At 37.4% G+C, this 14,888-nt stretch carries 12 protein-coding genes and 2 tRNA genes; 8 read left to right on the forward strand and 6 right to left on the reverse strand.

What is annotated here, in order from left to right; translation table 11 throughout:
* Positions 1–190: 190 nt before the first annotated feature.
* Positions 191–2,911 (forward strand): carboxypeptidase-like regulatory domain-containing protein, encoded by a 2,721-nt coding sequence (locus AC6CH7_RS18075; RefSeq protein ID WP_498264076.1) that lies wholly within the window; start codon positions 191–193, stop codon positions 2,909–2,911.
* Between the two features lie 6 nt (positions 2,912–2,917).
* Here AC6CH7_RS18075 and AC6CH7_RS18080 read toward each other — a convergent pair whose 3' ends face one another.
* The 4 genes from AC6CH7_RS18080 to AC6CH7_RS18095 all read right to left on the reverse strand — a co-directional run bounded on the left by AC6CH7_RS18080 (position 2,918) and on the right by AC6CH7_RS18095 (position 8,649).
* Complete coding sequence (locus AC6CH7_RS18080; RefSeq protein ID WP_498264077.1) at positions 2,918–4,465, reverse strand: PspC domain-containing protein; 1,548 nt, start codon at positions 4,463–4,465, stop codon at positions 2,918–2,920.
* Positions 4,465–4,830, reverse strand: coding sequence for a PadR family transcriptional regulator (locus AC6CH7_RS18085; RefSeq protein WP_048907523.1), 366 nt, complete (start codon positions 4,828–4,830; stop codon positions 4,465–4,467). The genes AC6CH7_RS18080 and AC6CH7_RS18085 overlap by 1 nt, the downstream gene beginning before the upstream one ends.
* Positions 4,831–5,233: 403 nt before the next feature.
* The gene (locus AC6CH7_RS18090) at positions 5,234–6,376 is read right to left on the reverse strand and encodes a putative sensor domain DACNV-containing protein (RefSeq protein WP_498264078.1); all 1,143 of its coding nucleotides are present in this window, start codon (positions 6,374–6,376) and stop codon (positions 5,234–5,236) included.
* Positions 6,377–6,399: 23 nt separating this feature from the next.
* Positions 6,400–8,649: a TonB-dependent receptor gene (locus AC6CH7_RS18095; RefSeq protein ID WP_498264079.1), complete on the reverse strand. Its 2,250-nt coding sequence runs from the start codon at positions 8,647–8,649 to the stop codon at positions 6,400–6,402.
* Between the two features lie 121 nt (positions 8,650–8,770).
* On the opposite strand from AC6CH7_RS18095, the gene AC6CH7_RS18100 reads away from it, so the two are divergent.
* The 3 genes from AC6CH7_RS18100 to AC6CH7_RS18110 are packed head-to-tail and all read left to right on the forward strand — an operon-like array spanning position 8,771 to position 11,054.
* On the forward strand, positions 8,771–9,439 hold the full coding sequence (locus tag AC6CH7_RS18100; RefSeq protein WP_294875012.1) for a metal-dependent transcriptional regulator: 669 nt from the start codon (positions 8,771–8,773) through the stop codon (positions 9,437–9,439).
* Between the two features lie 10 nt (positions 9,440–9,449).
* Positions 9,450–10,736 (forward strand): DUF2130 domain-containing protein, encoded by a 1,287-nt coding sequence (locus AC6CH7_RS18105; protein ID WP_498264080.1) that lies wholly within the window; start codon positions 9,450–9,452, stop codon positions 10,734–10,736.
* 9 nt (positions 10,737–10,745) lie between these two features.
* Positions 10,746–11,054 carry a hypothetical protein gene (locus AC6CH7_RS18110; RefSeq protein WP_172661602.1) on the forward strand — a complete coding sequence of 103 codons (309 nt, stop codon included), beginning with the start codon at positions 10,746–10,748 and terminating at the stop codon, positions 11,052–11,054.
* 6 nt (positions 11,055–11,060) lie between these two features.
* Here the strand turns inward: AC6CH7_RS18110 and rlmF are convergent, their stop codons facing one another.
* Complete coding sequence (rlmF, locus tag AC6CH7_RS18115; RefSeq protein WP_498264081.1) at positions 11,061–12,005, reverse strand: 23S rRNA (adenine(1618)-N(6))-methyltransferase RlmF; 945 nt, start codon at positions 12,003–12,005, stop codon at positions 11,061–11,063.
* Between the two features lie 103 nt (positions 12,006–12,108).
* On the opposite strand from rlmF, the gene AC6CH7_RS18120 reads away from it, so the two are divergent.
* The 4 genes from AC6CH7_RS18120 (at position 12,109) to AC6CH7_RS18135 (ending at position 13,532) form a co-directional block, all read left to right on the forward strand.
* Positions 12,109–12,456, forward strand: coding sequence for a diacylglycerol kinase family protein (locus AC6CH7_RS18120; protein WP_498264082.1), 348 nt, complete (start codon positions 12,109–12,111; stop codon positions 12,454–12,456).
* 3 nt (positions 12,457–12,459) lie between these two features.
* Positions 12,460–13,185, forward strand: a complete 726-nt coding sequence (gene recO / locus AC6CH7_RS18125; RefSeq protein ID WP_498264083.1) for a DNA repair protein RecO — start codon at positions 12,460–12,462, stop codon at positions 13,183–13,185.
* 114 nt (positions 13,186–13,299) lie between these two features.
* Positions 13,300–13,377: transfer RNA gene (locus AC6CH7_RS18130), tRNA-Val, on the forward strand.
* 77 nt (positions 13,378–13,454) lie between these two features.
* Positions 13,455–13,532, forward strand: a tRNA-Val gene (locus AC6CH7_RS18135).
* Between the two features lie 123 nt (positions 13,533–13,655).
* Here the strand turns inward: AC6CH7_RS18135 and AC6CH7_RS18140 are convergent.
* On the reverse strand, positions 13,656–14,843 hold the full coding sequence (locus tag AC6CH7_RS18140; RefSeq protein WP_498264084.1) for a serine hydrolase domain-containing protein: 1,188 nt from the start codon (positions 14,841–14,843) through the stop codon (positions 13,656–13,658).
* Positions 14,844–14,888: the final 45 nt, after the last annotated feature.

The following is a 14,888-nucleotide window of genomic DNA, read 5'->3' on the forward strand; positions in this document are numbered from 1 at the left end:
AAACGCTGAATTAGATTCAGCGTAACAAAAAAATTAAGAAGATCCTGAAACCATATTCAGGGTCTTTTTTTTGTCTTAATACCCGGTACTAAATAGCAATGATATGTCAAAATATGTTAAAGATGCATTGTAACTAACCTATTCAATTCATAAATGAATATATTAGCATGATTAACAGCATACCATTTTGATGAGATTCGTAAAATTTGTAATTGCCCTAATATTATTTTCAACTGCATTGCAGCTTTCTTCATATGCACAGCAAGACAGTATCGTTTTAGATAACATAATGAACAAATCTAAAAAACTTGCGGAAGAACGTCCGACAGAAAGAGTTTATGTTCATTTTGATAAACCTTATTATAGCGTAGCTGATACGATATGGTTTAAAACGTACTTAACAATGGAACAAAATCTTCCTTCCATACTAAGTAAAATCGTTTATGTTGATGTAATAAACAGTAGTGATTCTTTAGTTCAAACCATAAAACTACCCGTAGTAAAAGGCGTGGCCGCAGGGAATATACCCCTTACTCCTGGTACTTATAAACAAGGAAACTATTATATAAAAGCATATACTTTATGGATGCTAAACTTTGGAGAAGACTTTTTCTTTAGCAAAACCATCCCTGTGGGCGAGGCAATTGATAAACAATTGATTACTCATTTTAGCTATAAAACCACTCAAACGGATAAAAACCAAAACATTGAAGCTATAGTCCAATTCAAAAACAGTGAGAACATTGTTCAGGCAAATAAAACAGTAAACTGGAGGGTAACTTCTAATTTTGATGTGGTAAGTAAAGGCAAAGGCACTACCGACCAGAATGGGATTTTAAGGATTAAGATTGATTCCCGTAAAGAACCTATTACAAGTGGTGAACTTATAACCGACATGACTTTAAGCGAAACGAATATAGTTACTTCGAACTTCAAGCTTAAACCAGCTAAAAGTGCCAACGATGTTCAATTTTTCCCGGAAGGCGGAGATTTAATTAGTGGTGTAGCCACAAGAATTGCTTTTAAAGCCATAAACGGATCAGGACTCGGTGTTGAATTAAAGGGTACAGTTACTGACAATGGAGGCAATTCACTTACCAATTTTACTTCAAGCCATTTAGGCATGGGCTCCTTTTATCTGAATCCAGAGAATGGTAAAGTCTATACCGCAAATATTACGTTTAAAGACGGCACTACTAAGAGCATCGAATTACCAAAGCCGGTTGCTTCCGGCATTACACTTCAGGTAACCAACACAGATCCGTTAGCTTTAGGCATTAAAATATTTGCCAACGAAACCTATTTTGCAGCGAACAAAGGAAAAATGGTATTTATCGTAGGTTCCAATGGTGGAATTGTTTACTACGCAGCAAAAACCAAGTTAAATAGCCTGGTTACAAATGCTAAAATTCCGAAGGATAAATTCCCGGCAGGTATCACTCAAATTACACTTTTCTCTGAAGCAGGTGATCCAGTTAGTGAGAGATTGGCATTCAACTATCCAAAAAGTACCATAAGCGTATCCTTAAAAACTGATTTAGCAGCATATAAACCCAGACAAAAGGTAAAAATGACTGTAACAGCAAAGAACGGTGCAGTACCTATTGAAGGAAATTATTCTATCTCTGTTACCGATGATCAAAAAGTTCCTGTTAACGAAGATAATGAAATAACTATTTTAAGTTCTCTATTACTAACCTCTGATTTAAAAGGTTACGTTGAAAAACCAAACTATTATTTCAATAAGCCGGATGAGAAAAAAATAAGTGACCTGGATGTACTTATGCTTACACAAGGTTACCGCCGTTTTAACTTTAAAGATATCATGACCGGGCCGCTCACACCGCTTACCTTATTGCCTGAACAAGATATGAGAATCACAGGTACATTAAGAGATCGTACAGGTATGCCTGTTAGAAAAGGTGCATTAAGATTAACGGTTACAGGAAGCAAATATTCTGCAGAAGCATTAACCAATAACACAGGTGTATTTGCGTTCCCCAACCTTAACATTCCAGATTCATCAGAAGTAGTAATAAATGCAAAATATAACGCCAATGGCTCAAGCTTAATGATATTGCTTGATGGACAAATGGCCCCTCCTGTTTCCAAAAACCCTAAACAGATTGACGAGATTGTTAATATAGACAGCGCATTAGCGCCTTATTTAAACAACAGTAAAAAAAAATATAGTTACCTCCGTACACTTAAAGAGGTAAAAATTGAAGGTGCCAAGGCCAAAAGGCCAAGTCATGCAGATTATCCATCTTTATCCGGATTGAGCAACATTACCGGAACAACAATAGATGGCGATCGTTTCCAAGGATGTAACACATTCGCACTATGTTTACAAACACAGGCAATGGGCCTAACTTTCTTTGAGAATAACTTCTACGTAACCAGAGATTATAATCAAGGAAACAAAACACCGGTTCAAATTTTCATTAATGGTACACCTAGCGATTATTTTGCATTAACCGCAGTTCAGTCTTCAGAAGTTGAATCTGTAGAGATATTTCCAAGGGATGAACTAGGTACAGTAAACAGACTTTATGGCACCAATGGAGTATTAGTTGTGAATATGAAAAAAGCTCCTAAAGGCACAAAAATGAGTTTAGCTGAATTCAAAAAACTTATGCCCGAAGCTAACCTGTTAAAGTTTAGCCCTAAAGGATTTAGTACACAAAGAGAATTCTATTCACCTAAATATGTAAATGCAGCCAGCACTTATAATTTTAATGATTTACGCAGTACGATTTATTGGAATCCTAAAGCAATTACGGATACAACAGGTGTATTATCGTTAGATTATTATAATGGTGATGGAAATGGCACTTATAGAGCGGTAATTGAAGGGGTAGACAAAGACGGAAACATATCCCGCTCCGTCTACCGCTATACGGTTAAATAATTAGGATTATTCCCCGTTATTTTCTGTCTCTTCGTGTTCGCATTTAATACCGGCATCGGTCATTTTCCAAACGGTGAATTCACTGTTTGAATCATGATTGCAATCCCAATAGCCATAACCGTCCAGATAACGACTAAAGTCTTTGCTTATGTTTAACCTGGTTCCAACAGGAACTTTTAATGTAAGCTCAACCTCCTGTCCACGCCAATTCCCTGCTTTAACAAATTGCAACATTGGGCTAAAGGTTAGTAAAGAATCATGCTGCAGAAAATCGTAATGGATATTCTGCGCATTTTTTAATGCCATTTCAAAGGTCTTACCCCTAGCTTTATAATATTGGCTTAATGAGGGCTTTCCATTTTCACTTTTCTCAATATTTAACCTGATGTTTCTTGGCGCATCAAAGTTATGGTCAAGATCAGTTAAAATTCTGCGCCCATTATAATTTCCAGGATCTATGCTGTAACGTAAACTGTCTTCTTTTGTAAAGAATCTTGTTCTATCAATATTTAATGTATATGTCTGATATGGTTTTACTTCACTCACTTGTGTAAATTCAGCACCTTCTTTAAACTCAGATCCAATTTTAACCACATAAAATGAAGTCACTGCCACACCTGCAAGCCAGATAATTAACAGTCCAAATGAAAGTGATTTATTAACTGGTCTGCTGTTAAAAGCTACTCTAATAGAAAACAGAACAAGGGCAAGAACCGGAATCATAAAAACTAAAAAAGCTGCAATAGCCGAAGCAGTTATATACTCATGATTTATGATGTTGAGCGGGAACATCTGATAAACATTTGAATCCCACATACCTAGTAAAGCTGCCAGGGCTACAATAAGGAATAAAATAATCAATGATCCAAAGGCAATAATACCAGCAGCGATAATTTTGAATATAACCTTACCGGTTCCATTAATAAAATTACCCAAAACATCAAGGAACTCAGCTATAAAGCCTCTGGACTGATGTACCAAGGGCTGCAGATAACTATTAGCAAAACCTTTTAAGTTTGCTTCCTCGCCTCTCATTGTCATTTTCTCAGCTTTAGTAACAGCTCTCGGTATCATAATCCACAATACAACGTACGCTAATATTCCAGATCCGCCCAGAAAAATTGTGGCAATAGCTATAAGTCTAACTAAGCGTGATTCTACATCCAGATAGTGGCTTAAGCCAGAACATACACCAGCAATCATTGCCTGATCCGTATCTCGGTAAAGTTTTTTCACACTAAAATGAGGAGGGGCAACGTACTCTTGAGTTTCCTCGTCTTCTTCTTCCGACGACTCAAAATCTTTCACTGAACCCATCTGGGCAGTAACTACCTGAACGTCCTGAATATTAATCACCTGCCTTTGCTGATTGGTCAATATTTCTGCAAACATCTCTGCAATTCTATTTTCTATATCAGTTACAATTTCAAAATCATCGGCATTCTTTGCAAAATGTTGTTTTACTTCATTTAAGTAAACCGTAAGCATTTCATAGGCATCCTCTTCTATATGAATGATAGAGTTACCAATATTTATGTTGAGTGTCTTCTTCATTACTTATTAATATTTATTTGGTCGTTGGTATCATTATCTGCAACTTTCTTTGAAGTATTTATTGCGTACGACAGTTCCTGCCACGTAGCATCGAGTTGGCTAAGTATAGATTTACCTTTTTCTGTAAGCAAATAATATTTTCTGGGCGGGCCAGAGGTAGATTCTACCCAATTATAGCTTAACAAGCCATTATTTTTTAAGCGGGTCAGCAAAGGGTATAATGTCCCCTCAACAACAAGCAATCTTGCTGATTTCAACTCAGCTATAATATCCGAGGCGTAAATTTCGCCTCTGGATATGATAAGAAGCACACAGTATTCCAGTATGCCCTTTCGCATTTGCGTTTGCGTATTTTCTGCTATCATAATACAAAGTTATATGTTTTATATAGTAATATGCAATACATAGTACTATATAAAAACAAAACAAAGATATATCTAACTGATTTACAGGTAAATAATTTTAAATGAAAGATAAGGCTATACCCGAAAAGCAAGAAATATGAGTAGAGATGTCAACGAAAAATCAAAGTTATTAACATTTTAACCCCTGAACACTAATTTGGCTCACAGTTTGCAATAATGAATGCATCTACTTGAAAACCAATTATGTTAACAAAAACTTTTTCCTTACTTAATATATTCGCCAGGCGAAAAGAGGAGGCGCCACCTAAAGAATTGACCAGAAAACAATGGATAGCTGCCGATCGAATTGTAATGATTGTTCTTTTTGCCAGTGCTATTATTGGAGCTATTATTTTTTCTTAATTTACAACAGCAGCGTATCTATTCTGTGCGCCTGTACCCTTTCCTGATATTCGGACCACGTATAAATGGTAAAATGACCATCCTGAGAAGCTACTAATGCTGTAGCATCTCTTTGATCATGAACAAATTGAGCAGCTGAAAGATGCCTGGTTCCCCCTACCTTAGAAGGATGGATTACTACAGCATCACCACCGGTTATCGGTTCTGAAAAAGAAATCTCATCAACATTATCCTTCCCTTTTGCCCGTCCTATTTTGGCTCCAAAGGCCAGCAGTTCATATTGATTACTGATAACCGTTGCTCCATCCACAGCAGTTAAACCTGCCAGATGTTCTACTTCTCTTTTTAATGCAGTTTGCCAGAAAATCTGACTGGCCTCTTTACGATCTTGTTGCAACAACTTTGATAGACCTGTAAACGATGGCTGCACATAATATTGAATAGGTTTAATAATTGATTGCAACCAATTACTGGTTTCACCTGGTACTACCAGCAAAGTTCCCCCTCTTCCATGTGCCCTCATAGAAACAGCAAGCTGGATTAGCACATTAACAGAATCATTCCAATAAGAGGGGGCAGTAAGATCCAGCAACGATAAAAGCATTGGCGGACAATCCGGCACACTTGTACTTTGCCCGTCAACCATTTTGACCTGGTCACCTTTAAGAACTGCAATGTTTGTAAATTTTCCAAACCCATAAATCCTTCTGTGCTTAATTACAAGCAATGCAGGTTCAGAAACATCAAGTACAAAACAAAAATTAGGAATACTAACGGTAGTTCCCCAAATGTAAAGTGCTCCCTCCTCTTCCCAAACGCCAAGATGTATCCCCGCACGCTCTATGCCTGGGGCCAGCTTAGTTAAGGTACCAGGGTTTAAAGGCAATCTATTTTTAAATAATAATGGATTGCCTGCTTGCTGCGGAGGTAAAAATGCCAATGATATTTTTGGAGAATGTCCTTCTTCTTTACGTAAACTTGCCCAAAAGGTGGCATCAATTATAGCTTCAACTATATCTGCTGTAGGTAAAGGTGCGAGATCGTCCTCTCCGCTATCTCTGGCAGCAGCAAGATGCGCGGCAAAAATAGCCTCAACTTTAGGGGCAATAATCCGTGCTGCCTGATAGGTAGATTGATAGATCATGCCATAAAGTTAAGGTATTGGATTTATTTAATTGTATATCTAATGCCAAAAAATCCCCGTATTCCTTGATTCGGACCGTAAACATAACTTGGATCAAAAGTAAGCCCATATGGGTTATCTACATCCAAGTGTTTATCAAACGGATCATTAGCTCTTGCAATTATGAAAGGATTTCCTCTGTTTGGAGTCCAGTTTAATAGATTTTTTATTCCACCATATAGTTCAAATCTATTGAATCCACTAAACGTGAATTGAATATTTTGTATGCTCCATACAGGTGAGTATTCTTTGCGCGGATCAAGATCACTTAGTAATGGTAAACGCATAGGGCTGTAAATATTTCCTGTATAATCAATAGCAAGATTAAGCGGTTTGATTTTATAAGAAACGGCCCAGTTTCCTGAAAATTTTTCTGTAAGAATTTGTTGCTTCTTAATTCCGTGTTCAAAACTGGCAACATCCTGATAAGTTGCTCCAACTATAACCTTCAGTCCGTTGTTAAAAGCCACATCAACATTAGCACTTAATCCTTTACTTACTGCATAACCATCTAAATTATCATAAATGATCTTATTAGGATCTGCATCAAAATCGCCTATGATCCTATTGTTAAAATAGGTATAAAATGCTGAACCTTCAAGACCTAAAAAAGTCCCGTTATCTGTATATATTTTCTTTAAATAATTAAGATTTACATTATATGTTTTTTCGGGTTTAAGCTCGTTTGCGATCTCTACTGTTCTGGCGCCTGTTAGGGCAGCATGATCTTCAGTAAAGATGTTTACCACTCTAAAGCCGGTCCCTGCATTTAATCTAAGAATATTATTATCATCAATGCTCCATTTATAAGCAACTCTGGGCGTAAAAATATTTCCATGAACAGAATTATAGTCATATCTAAATCCCGCAAGAAATTTATGCTTCGCGCTTATTGTTATTTCATCCTGAATAAAGATTCCCGGGAGCCAGGTATTTTTTGCAATTGCCTGGTTAAGACCAGTAGTTGCCGCAGTATTATCATCATAAAAAGTATATCTCAAAGCTGTCCCAAGCAAAAGATCATGATTGTGAATCTTCTTATCCCAGGTGAGTTGGGTAAACCCTATTTTCTGTTCGGCAATATAAGATGTAGTTCCATATCTGCTATCCTGATTATGTTCATTGTATGAAAAAGCCAGAAATATCTTCTCTTTTACCGGCAACTGATAATTCCCAATTAACTCCCAGCGTTTGGTATAAATGCTTTCACCATAGACCTGATCTCCTCCCCTAAATGACTTATTCCATTGCATTTCTCCTCCCCATCTGTCTTCATACATATATCTGGCACCAAGCGTAAATATCCGTTTGTTTTTTCTTTCAAAACTCCATTTCTGAAATACTGAGATACGATCCTGAAGCGTCACATCTGTGAAGTTATCATGATTGTGATCTACCGGATTGCCATATTTAAAATAATTCACCCCTGTTAATGCGATGGCCTTTTTACCGAGGTTAAATTTAAATCCAAGATCAGCATTGTATTCCTGATAATCGGTGGCAAAAAAATCTGCAGAGAGCAGCGGTGCATTTTCAGGCTTTTTAGTAATGATGTTGATCAGGCCTCCAACTGCCTCACTACCATACAAAGACGATGCAGGTCCTTTAACAATTTCAATCTGCTCTACCAGTGAATTCGGAATTCCTGAAAGTCCATAAACAGTCGAAAGACTGCTTACTATTGGCATTCCATCAATTAAGATCATGGTATAAGGCCCTTCAAGACCATTAATATGAATATCACCGGTATTACAGATATTGCAATTTAGCTGTGGCCTCACTCCATTTACGTTCTGGAGCGCCTCAAAAATACTTGGAGTTGGATTCTTTTTAAAGTACCCCGGCGTATAGACTTCTACCGGAACCGGACTCTCCAATCTCTTTACTTCCTTTAAAGTCCCTGTAACTACAACCTCATCTAAATCATTTTGAAGGTTGCTGAGATCAAAATTTAAAACTGATGACTCCTCATTCTTTAATGTAATGGTTTTAACCATTTTTCTAAACCCTATTGCCGATGCCTGAACCCTATAAGTACCCGATTTAACTTTACTAAGCGTATAATTCCCCATACTATCAGTTTGAGTGATTAGTTGAGTTCCCTCTATTCCGATATTTACGAGAGCTAAGGGTAGCTCTTCAGAAATAATTTTACCACTAATGCTTCCGGTTTGCCCCATGGCATTAATAACAAACAACATAGAAAAAATTGAAAGTAAAGTTTTGCTAAACATATTTTTATATTAATCTAATAGTCAGATAACTTCAACAAAACTAATAAAGTTAGATTAGTCTAACAAATATAATTTGATATTTATTATTTTTATTTCCTTTATAAAGCGATAAGTTTGTACTATGCTATCTTATACAGAAGAAAACTATTTAAAAGCATTATTAAAACTGAGCTTTCAGAACGAAGAAAGGCCTGAGGCAGGCACCAATGAAATGGCAGCTTATTTAGGCGTTAAACCTGCTACTGCCACAGATATGTTAAAAAAGCTGAAAGAGAAAAATCTGGTTACTTACAAAAAGTATGGCAAAATATTACTTACAGATATCGGCAGAAAAAACGGCATCGCCATTTTAAGAAAGCACAGACTCTGGGAAACATTTTTATATGAGAAACTGGATTTTAGCTGGGATGAGGTTCATGAAGTTGCTGAGCAACTAGAACATATACAATCAGCTAAATTGGTAGATAAGCTGGAAGAGTTTCTTAACTTCCCGGAATTTGATCCACATGGCGACCCAATTCCAAAAGCAAATGGAGATATGCCCGCCATTGCAAAAACGTTATTATCAGAATTAAATGCTGGCCAAAACTGCAAGGTGGCAGCCGTTAAAGATACCTCTACTCTATTTCTTCAATATTTAGAGAAATTGAAGATAACCATTGGCACCAAGATAAAAGTACTTGAAGTTATTGCTTTTGATGGGTCATTGAATATTCAGATTGAAAATGAAGAGCCCAGAAGCGTATCTATGAAATTTGCAGAAAGTTTATTTATTAACCAACTTCCATAACACCCATTATATGTCAACCGAAATAAAATGTCCTAATTGTGCGCATACTTTTCCCATTGAAGAGGTGATGGCTGAGGAGTATAAAAAAGACCTCCGAGAGAAGATGGTTACCTTTACCAAACAAAAGGAAGATGAATTTGCTAAAAAGCAAAATGAATTTCAAGCGTTGCAAAAACAGCAGGAACTTGCTTTTGAGCAGCAACAAAAAAAACAAGCAGCAGCTTATGAGCAAAAATTAAGCGAAGAAAAGAAGCAACTGCAAACGGTGCTGGAAGAAAGCTTGCGAAAAAGTATAGCAACAGATTTCGAAAATAAGCTGCAAATGCTCGATAATGCCAACAAAGAGAACGAAGAAAAATTAAAATCCGCCCGCGCGAAAGAGCTTGATTTCCTGAAAAAGGAACAGGAAATGAAGCAAAAAGAAGAAGAAATGGAGCTTCAGCTACAACGCAAACTACAAGAGCAGCGCGCTGATATGACGGAACAGATCAGAAAGCAAGAGGCCGAAAAAAACAGCATCAAAGAGACCGAGCATCAACTGAGGGTAAAAGAACTGGAGAAACAACTCGACGATCAGAAAAAACTGGCAGAAGAGATGAAGCGTAAAGCAGAACAAGGATCTATGCAGTTACAAGGCGAAGTACAAGAACTAATTTTAGAAGAATTACTTAGAAATGCATTCCCTTTTGATCTGGTATCTGAAGTCGGTAAAGGAGTAAGAGGGGCTGACTGCGTTCATCATGTCAGAAATCAATTTGGGCAGGAATGTGGTAAAATTATATATGAAAGTAAGCGCACTAAAGATTTCTCGATGGAATGGATTGAGAAATTAAAAAAAGACATGCGCAGTATGGGCGTTGACGTTGCAGTTATTGTTACCCAAACCTATCCAAAAGGGATGGACTGTTTCGGCGAAAAAGACGGCGTTTGGATTTGTTCGTTTGACGAAGTTAAAGCAGTTTCCTATATCCTTAGAGATGGAATTGTGAAGCTGTTCAGTGCTTCAAAATCTCAGGAAAACCGTGGAGATAAAATGCATATGCTGTATGACTATTTAACCAGCAATGAGTTCTCTGAGCAATGGAAAGCCATTAGAGAAGGCTTCATGAGCATGAAATTATCTATCCAAAGAGAACGCGATGCCATGGAAAAACTATGGAAAGCCAGAGAGAAACAACTAGAAAAAGTACTGTTAAATGCGGCGCATATCAGAGGTTCTATTGAGGGTATTGCCGGAACAGATAGTATACAGCTAAGCCTTACAGATGACGAAGACGATCCTTTATTGTTAGAATAAATCCGGCTTATGATATATGCGAAAAAGAAAGTACAACAGACTGCTCATTTGGCCGCTCAAACGGCCAAAATTATTGCAAATGTAAAAGAGCTTCAGGAAAAGAATCTACTAAGAATTGAAGGAAATGAGGTATATGTTTATCCCGAAATCCTTAAAGATAAACCAACAGCATTAAATTGGATTAAATGCCTTCATCTGTATTGTATGCTAAAAAAGCGTTTTAAAGAAAGTGATTCACTTTTCTTTAAAGATTATACCACCGGAGAACAAATTGGAGCTTATAAAAACAAGAAGGCGAGCGTCACTATTTTCACTTAAACCCAGTTACAGCCATCTGCTTTTGCGCCAGTTTTCTTGTTTCTCAAAGTCCATAAACGTCCAGGCCACAAACCGACTGATCTTTTGTCCTTGTGCCATTTCTATTGTTCTAACTTCAAATGCGTTAAAATTCTGAATCGCTTTATAAATAAAAGGAAGGTTACTGCTCTTTGAAACTAAAGTCGAGAACCATAGACATTGATTTGCAAAAGAAGCACTCTCTTCTATCATTTTTCTAATAAATCCGACTTCTCCTCCTTCATACCAAAGCTCTGTATTTTGTCCTCCAAAATTCAGCGTTACCGCCTTGCCTTTTTGCTTACCCAAATTTTGCAATTTCCGTCTTGTGCCAGATTGAGCCTCTTCGGCAGAAGAATGAAAAGGTGGATTACACATGGTGAAATCAAACAGATCCTCTGGCTTGATAATCCCTTTAAAAATATGATGTTTATTGCTCTGTGGCCTGCAAGTTATAGCATTTGTCAGTTCCGGATTTGATGCAATAATTGCATTGGCCGCTTTTATGGCCCCGGAATCTATTTCGGTCCCCACAAAGCTCCAACCATAATCCTGATGACCAATAATCGGATAAACACAATTAGCGCCCAATCCAATATCTAAACCTCGAACTGATTTTCGCGTTGGCATTACACCATCATTAACAGAAGCGAGCAAATCTGCCAGATAATGTACATAATCTGCCCTACCAGGTATAGGCGGGCAAAGGTATCCGGCCGGAATATCCCAATATGAAATACTATAGAAATGCTTAAGAAGTGCTTTGTTAAGGCTTTTAACAGCAGCAGGATCAGAAAAATCTATAGATTCGTCGCCATATGAATTAACTGCAACATAGTTTTTCAATTCCGGATAGCTTTTAATCAACTTGGGAAAATCGTACCTGAAGCGATGTTTATTTCTTGGATGGAGGGATGTTTTTTCTGCAGACATTCGTATAAAAATTATCCAAAGTTAAGCGTTCTGAGTAAACAATTGGATATATTAGAAAGCATGACGAACTTTGCATGTATAATTTTTCAATTTTGAAGGTACTATGCTAAAGTTTATCAAGGGATTTGGGTATGCGTTTTCGGGTATTGGTTATGCCTTTAAAACACAGCTTAATTTTAAATTTCATATTGTAGCCCTCCTTGTAACGGCCATTGCCGGGTGGTATTTCACATTATCTATAAACGAATGGCTTTGGATAATTGCCGCAGCCGCAATTGTTTTAATAACAGAATTACTGAATACAGCTATAGAGGTACTTGTTGATTTGGTTTCGCCAAACTTTAACCCTAAAGCAAAGATCATTAAAGATGTAGCTGCCGGGGGTGTATTGATTGCAGCCATTGGCGCGGCTATAATTGGCTTGATCATCTTTATTCCTAAAATTTTTTAGGCCATGCTGCATAAAACCAGGGGGATTGTTTTAAAAACCACACTCTATAGTGAAAGCAGTGTAGTTGTACAAATCTTTACCGAAAAATTTGGCATTCAATCTTACATGATCAATGGCGTTAAAAAGTCTAAGGCAAAGATAAGAATGAATATGCTCCAGCCATTGCATCTTGTAGACATGGTGGTTTATCATAAAACCAATACCAGCATACAGCGTGTTTCGGAGCTCAGGCCATCTCCTATTTTTAGTAGTATTCCTTACGATATCATAAAAAGTACAATGGCAATCTTCTTAAATGAAGTATTGTACAAGAGCATAAGACAGCAAATGGCAGATGAGCACCTATTTGATTTTATATTTAGCGCTATTTGCTGGCTCGATGAAAACAGCGAAGCAAACGTAAATTTCCACCTTGCATTTTTGCTCAAACTATCAAGGTATTTGGGATTTGCGCCCAGTATGCAAACTAAAAGCGACCAGAGTTATTTTGATTTACAGGAAGGAGAATTTAAGTCGACGCTCCCAGTACATCCCCATTATTTAGAAAAATCAGATGCGATTCTGTTTATTTCCCTGTTTACTTCACCTTTTGAAAAAATAAATCAAATAAAATTAGAAAATAAAACAAGACGATTCATTTTAGATAAAATATTGATTTACTACACTTTACATACAGCATCTTTTGGAGATATTCGTTCGCATCAAGTTTTAGAGGATGTACTCTCTTAAAATATTACAAAAGTTTTGGAGTTTTAAATTAGAGGTGTATATTTGCACTCCCTAACAATTAGGGATTAATACAGCTTACTCAGCTGGCCTTTTGGCAAAAGAGTAGGACCAAAGGGGAGATTAGCTCAGCTGGTTCAGAGCACCTGCCTTACAAGCAGGGGGTCACTGGTTCGAACCCAGTATCTCCCACCAAAACCTAACGAGGATTCGAAGGTTATTAACAACAGCTTACTCAGCTGGTTTTTTAAACAAAAGAGAGTAGAACTAAGGGGAGATTAGCTCAGCTGGTTCAGAGCACCTGCCTTACAAGCAGGGGGTCACTGGTTCGAACCCAGTATCTCCCACCATAATGGACAACCTCGATAATTCCGAAGTTGTCCATTTTTTTTGAACTCGCAATTCTTTGTTTATCAATACAATACAGGCGTTTTCGAACTCCTCGCACACACGCAACATGTCCAGCCTTTAAGTTATTTATTTACTAGTCTTTCCCCATATTTTTTCAGGATCTTCAATATATCTGTCCTGTCTTTCAGGTAAATATTGGTCAAGAAAACAATACCGACATGATCATTAAACAAAATATTGGTGGTTACTCCCGGATCATCCCCGTCATGGCCGATGTATCCGTCGTTGTAAATATTCCAAAACACTCCTTTATTACGTGTTTGAAGGTTCATATTAGCAGGTACAGTGGCCGCAGTAAAGACAGGTTTAAACATCGTGTTAACAGATTCTTTGGTCAATATTTTCGAATTACCATTTAGGCCACGGATCATTTCCAAAACATACTTACTTAGGTCCAGTGCTGAAGTTCTGAGCCCCCCATCTGGATAGGTTGTTAATGTATAATATGGGAAAGCCATTTGTTTGGTGAAATAAGGAACTGAATGTTGCTTTAAATTCCTTCCAGTCAAGAACCAGTCAGAATGAAGCATTTTTAGAGGTCCAAAAACATACTTTTTCGTAAACGCAGCAAATGACATACCCGCCTTCACCTCAATAAGATAAGCCGCCAATGCAGACCCGACATTGCTATAGCTTGCACGTTTTCCGGGTTCGCTGTTGTAAAAATTTTTAGCGCTGTACAATTTCCCCGTCGGATTTAAGTAAGACTTTAAGAAAGTTTGTATCGTTGTATCCGCGAGATCTGACGTATATCCATGAGCTTTCATGAACTGACCTAGTATTGGGTCTAAATCAGACGACTTCCAGAAACGGTAGGTTCTGTTAAACATGTCCTCATTATCGATAATTCCGGAAGTGTGGGTAGTGAGGTCCTTAACCCTAATTACCTGATCCGGGCGATAAGGGTTTACCACTTTAAAAGGCAGTATCTCGTTGATATCTGTCTCCAGTGTAAAATAATTTAATTCAATCGCTTTCATTAGTGCAACCGCAACAACTGTTTTACTTACCGAGCCTATATTCTGGATGGTTTTCGGTGTAAACGGCTTTTGGCTCTTAATGTCGGCGTATCCAAATCCTTTTTTATATATGATTTCTTTGTTGTTTAGAATGACCACTGCAAAACCTGGCAGATCCTTTTTGTGCAGGTATTCATCAAGATAATAGGTCAGGGAGTCGGCAGTAGTTTGTGCATTCACAGACCCCGCAAATAACACCATAAGGGGAAGAAGAATTTTAAGAAATTTCATTGTTCTATTATTTGTTTTACACTAATTAATGACGCAAAACTGAAT

The organism is Pedobacter sp. GQ55 (assembly GCF_059758925.1).

Coding starts and splice junctions, on each gene's coding strand:
- AC6CH7_RS18140 (WP_498264084.1), bottom strand. CDS start 14,843: ATGAAATTTCTTAAAATTCTTCTTCCCCTTATGGTGTTATTTGCGGGG.
- AC6CH7_RS18085 (WP_048907523.1), bottom strand. CDS start 4,830: ATGATAGCAGAAAATACGCAAACGCAAATGCGAAAGGGCATACTGGAA.
- AC6CH7_RS18095 (WP_498264079.1), bottom strand. CDS start 8,649: ATGTTTAGCAAAACTTTACTTTCAATTTTTTCTATGTTGTTTGTTATT.
- AC6CH7_RS18120 (WP_498264082.1), top strand. CDS start 12,109: ATGCTAAAGTTTATCAAGGGATTTGGGTATGCGTTTTCGGGTATTGGT.
- recO (WP_498264083.1), top strand. CDS start 12,460: ATGCTGCATAAAACCAGGGGGATTGTTTTAAAAACCACACTCTATAGT.
- AC6CH7_RS18105 (WP_498264080.1), top strand. CDS start 9,450: ATGTCAACCGAAATAAAATGTCCTAATTGTGCGCATACTTTTCCCATT.
- AC6CH7_RS18075 (WP_498264076.1), top strand. CDS start 191: ATGAGATTCGTAAAATTTGTAATTGCCCTAATATTATTTTCAACTGCA.
- AC6CH7_RS18110 (WP_172661602.1), top strand. CDS start 10,746: ATGATATATGCGAAAAAGAAAGTACAACAGACTGCTCATTTGGCCGCT.
- rlmF (WP_498264081.1), bottom strand. CDS start 12,005: ATGTCTGCAGAAAAAACATCCCTCCATCCAAGAAATAAACATCGCTTC.
- AC6CH7_RS18090 (WP_498264078.1), bottom strand. CDS start 6,376: ATGATCTATCAATCTACCTATCAGGCAGCACGGATTATTGCCCCTAAA.
- AC6CH7_RS18100 (WP_294875012.1), top strand. CDS start 8,771: ATGCTATCTTATACAGAAGAAAACTATTTAAAAGCATTATTAAAACTG.
- AC6CH7_RS18080 (WP_498264077.1), bottom strand. CDS start 4,465: ATGAAGAAGACACTCAACATAAATATTGGTAACTCTATCATTCATATA.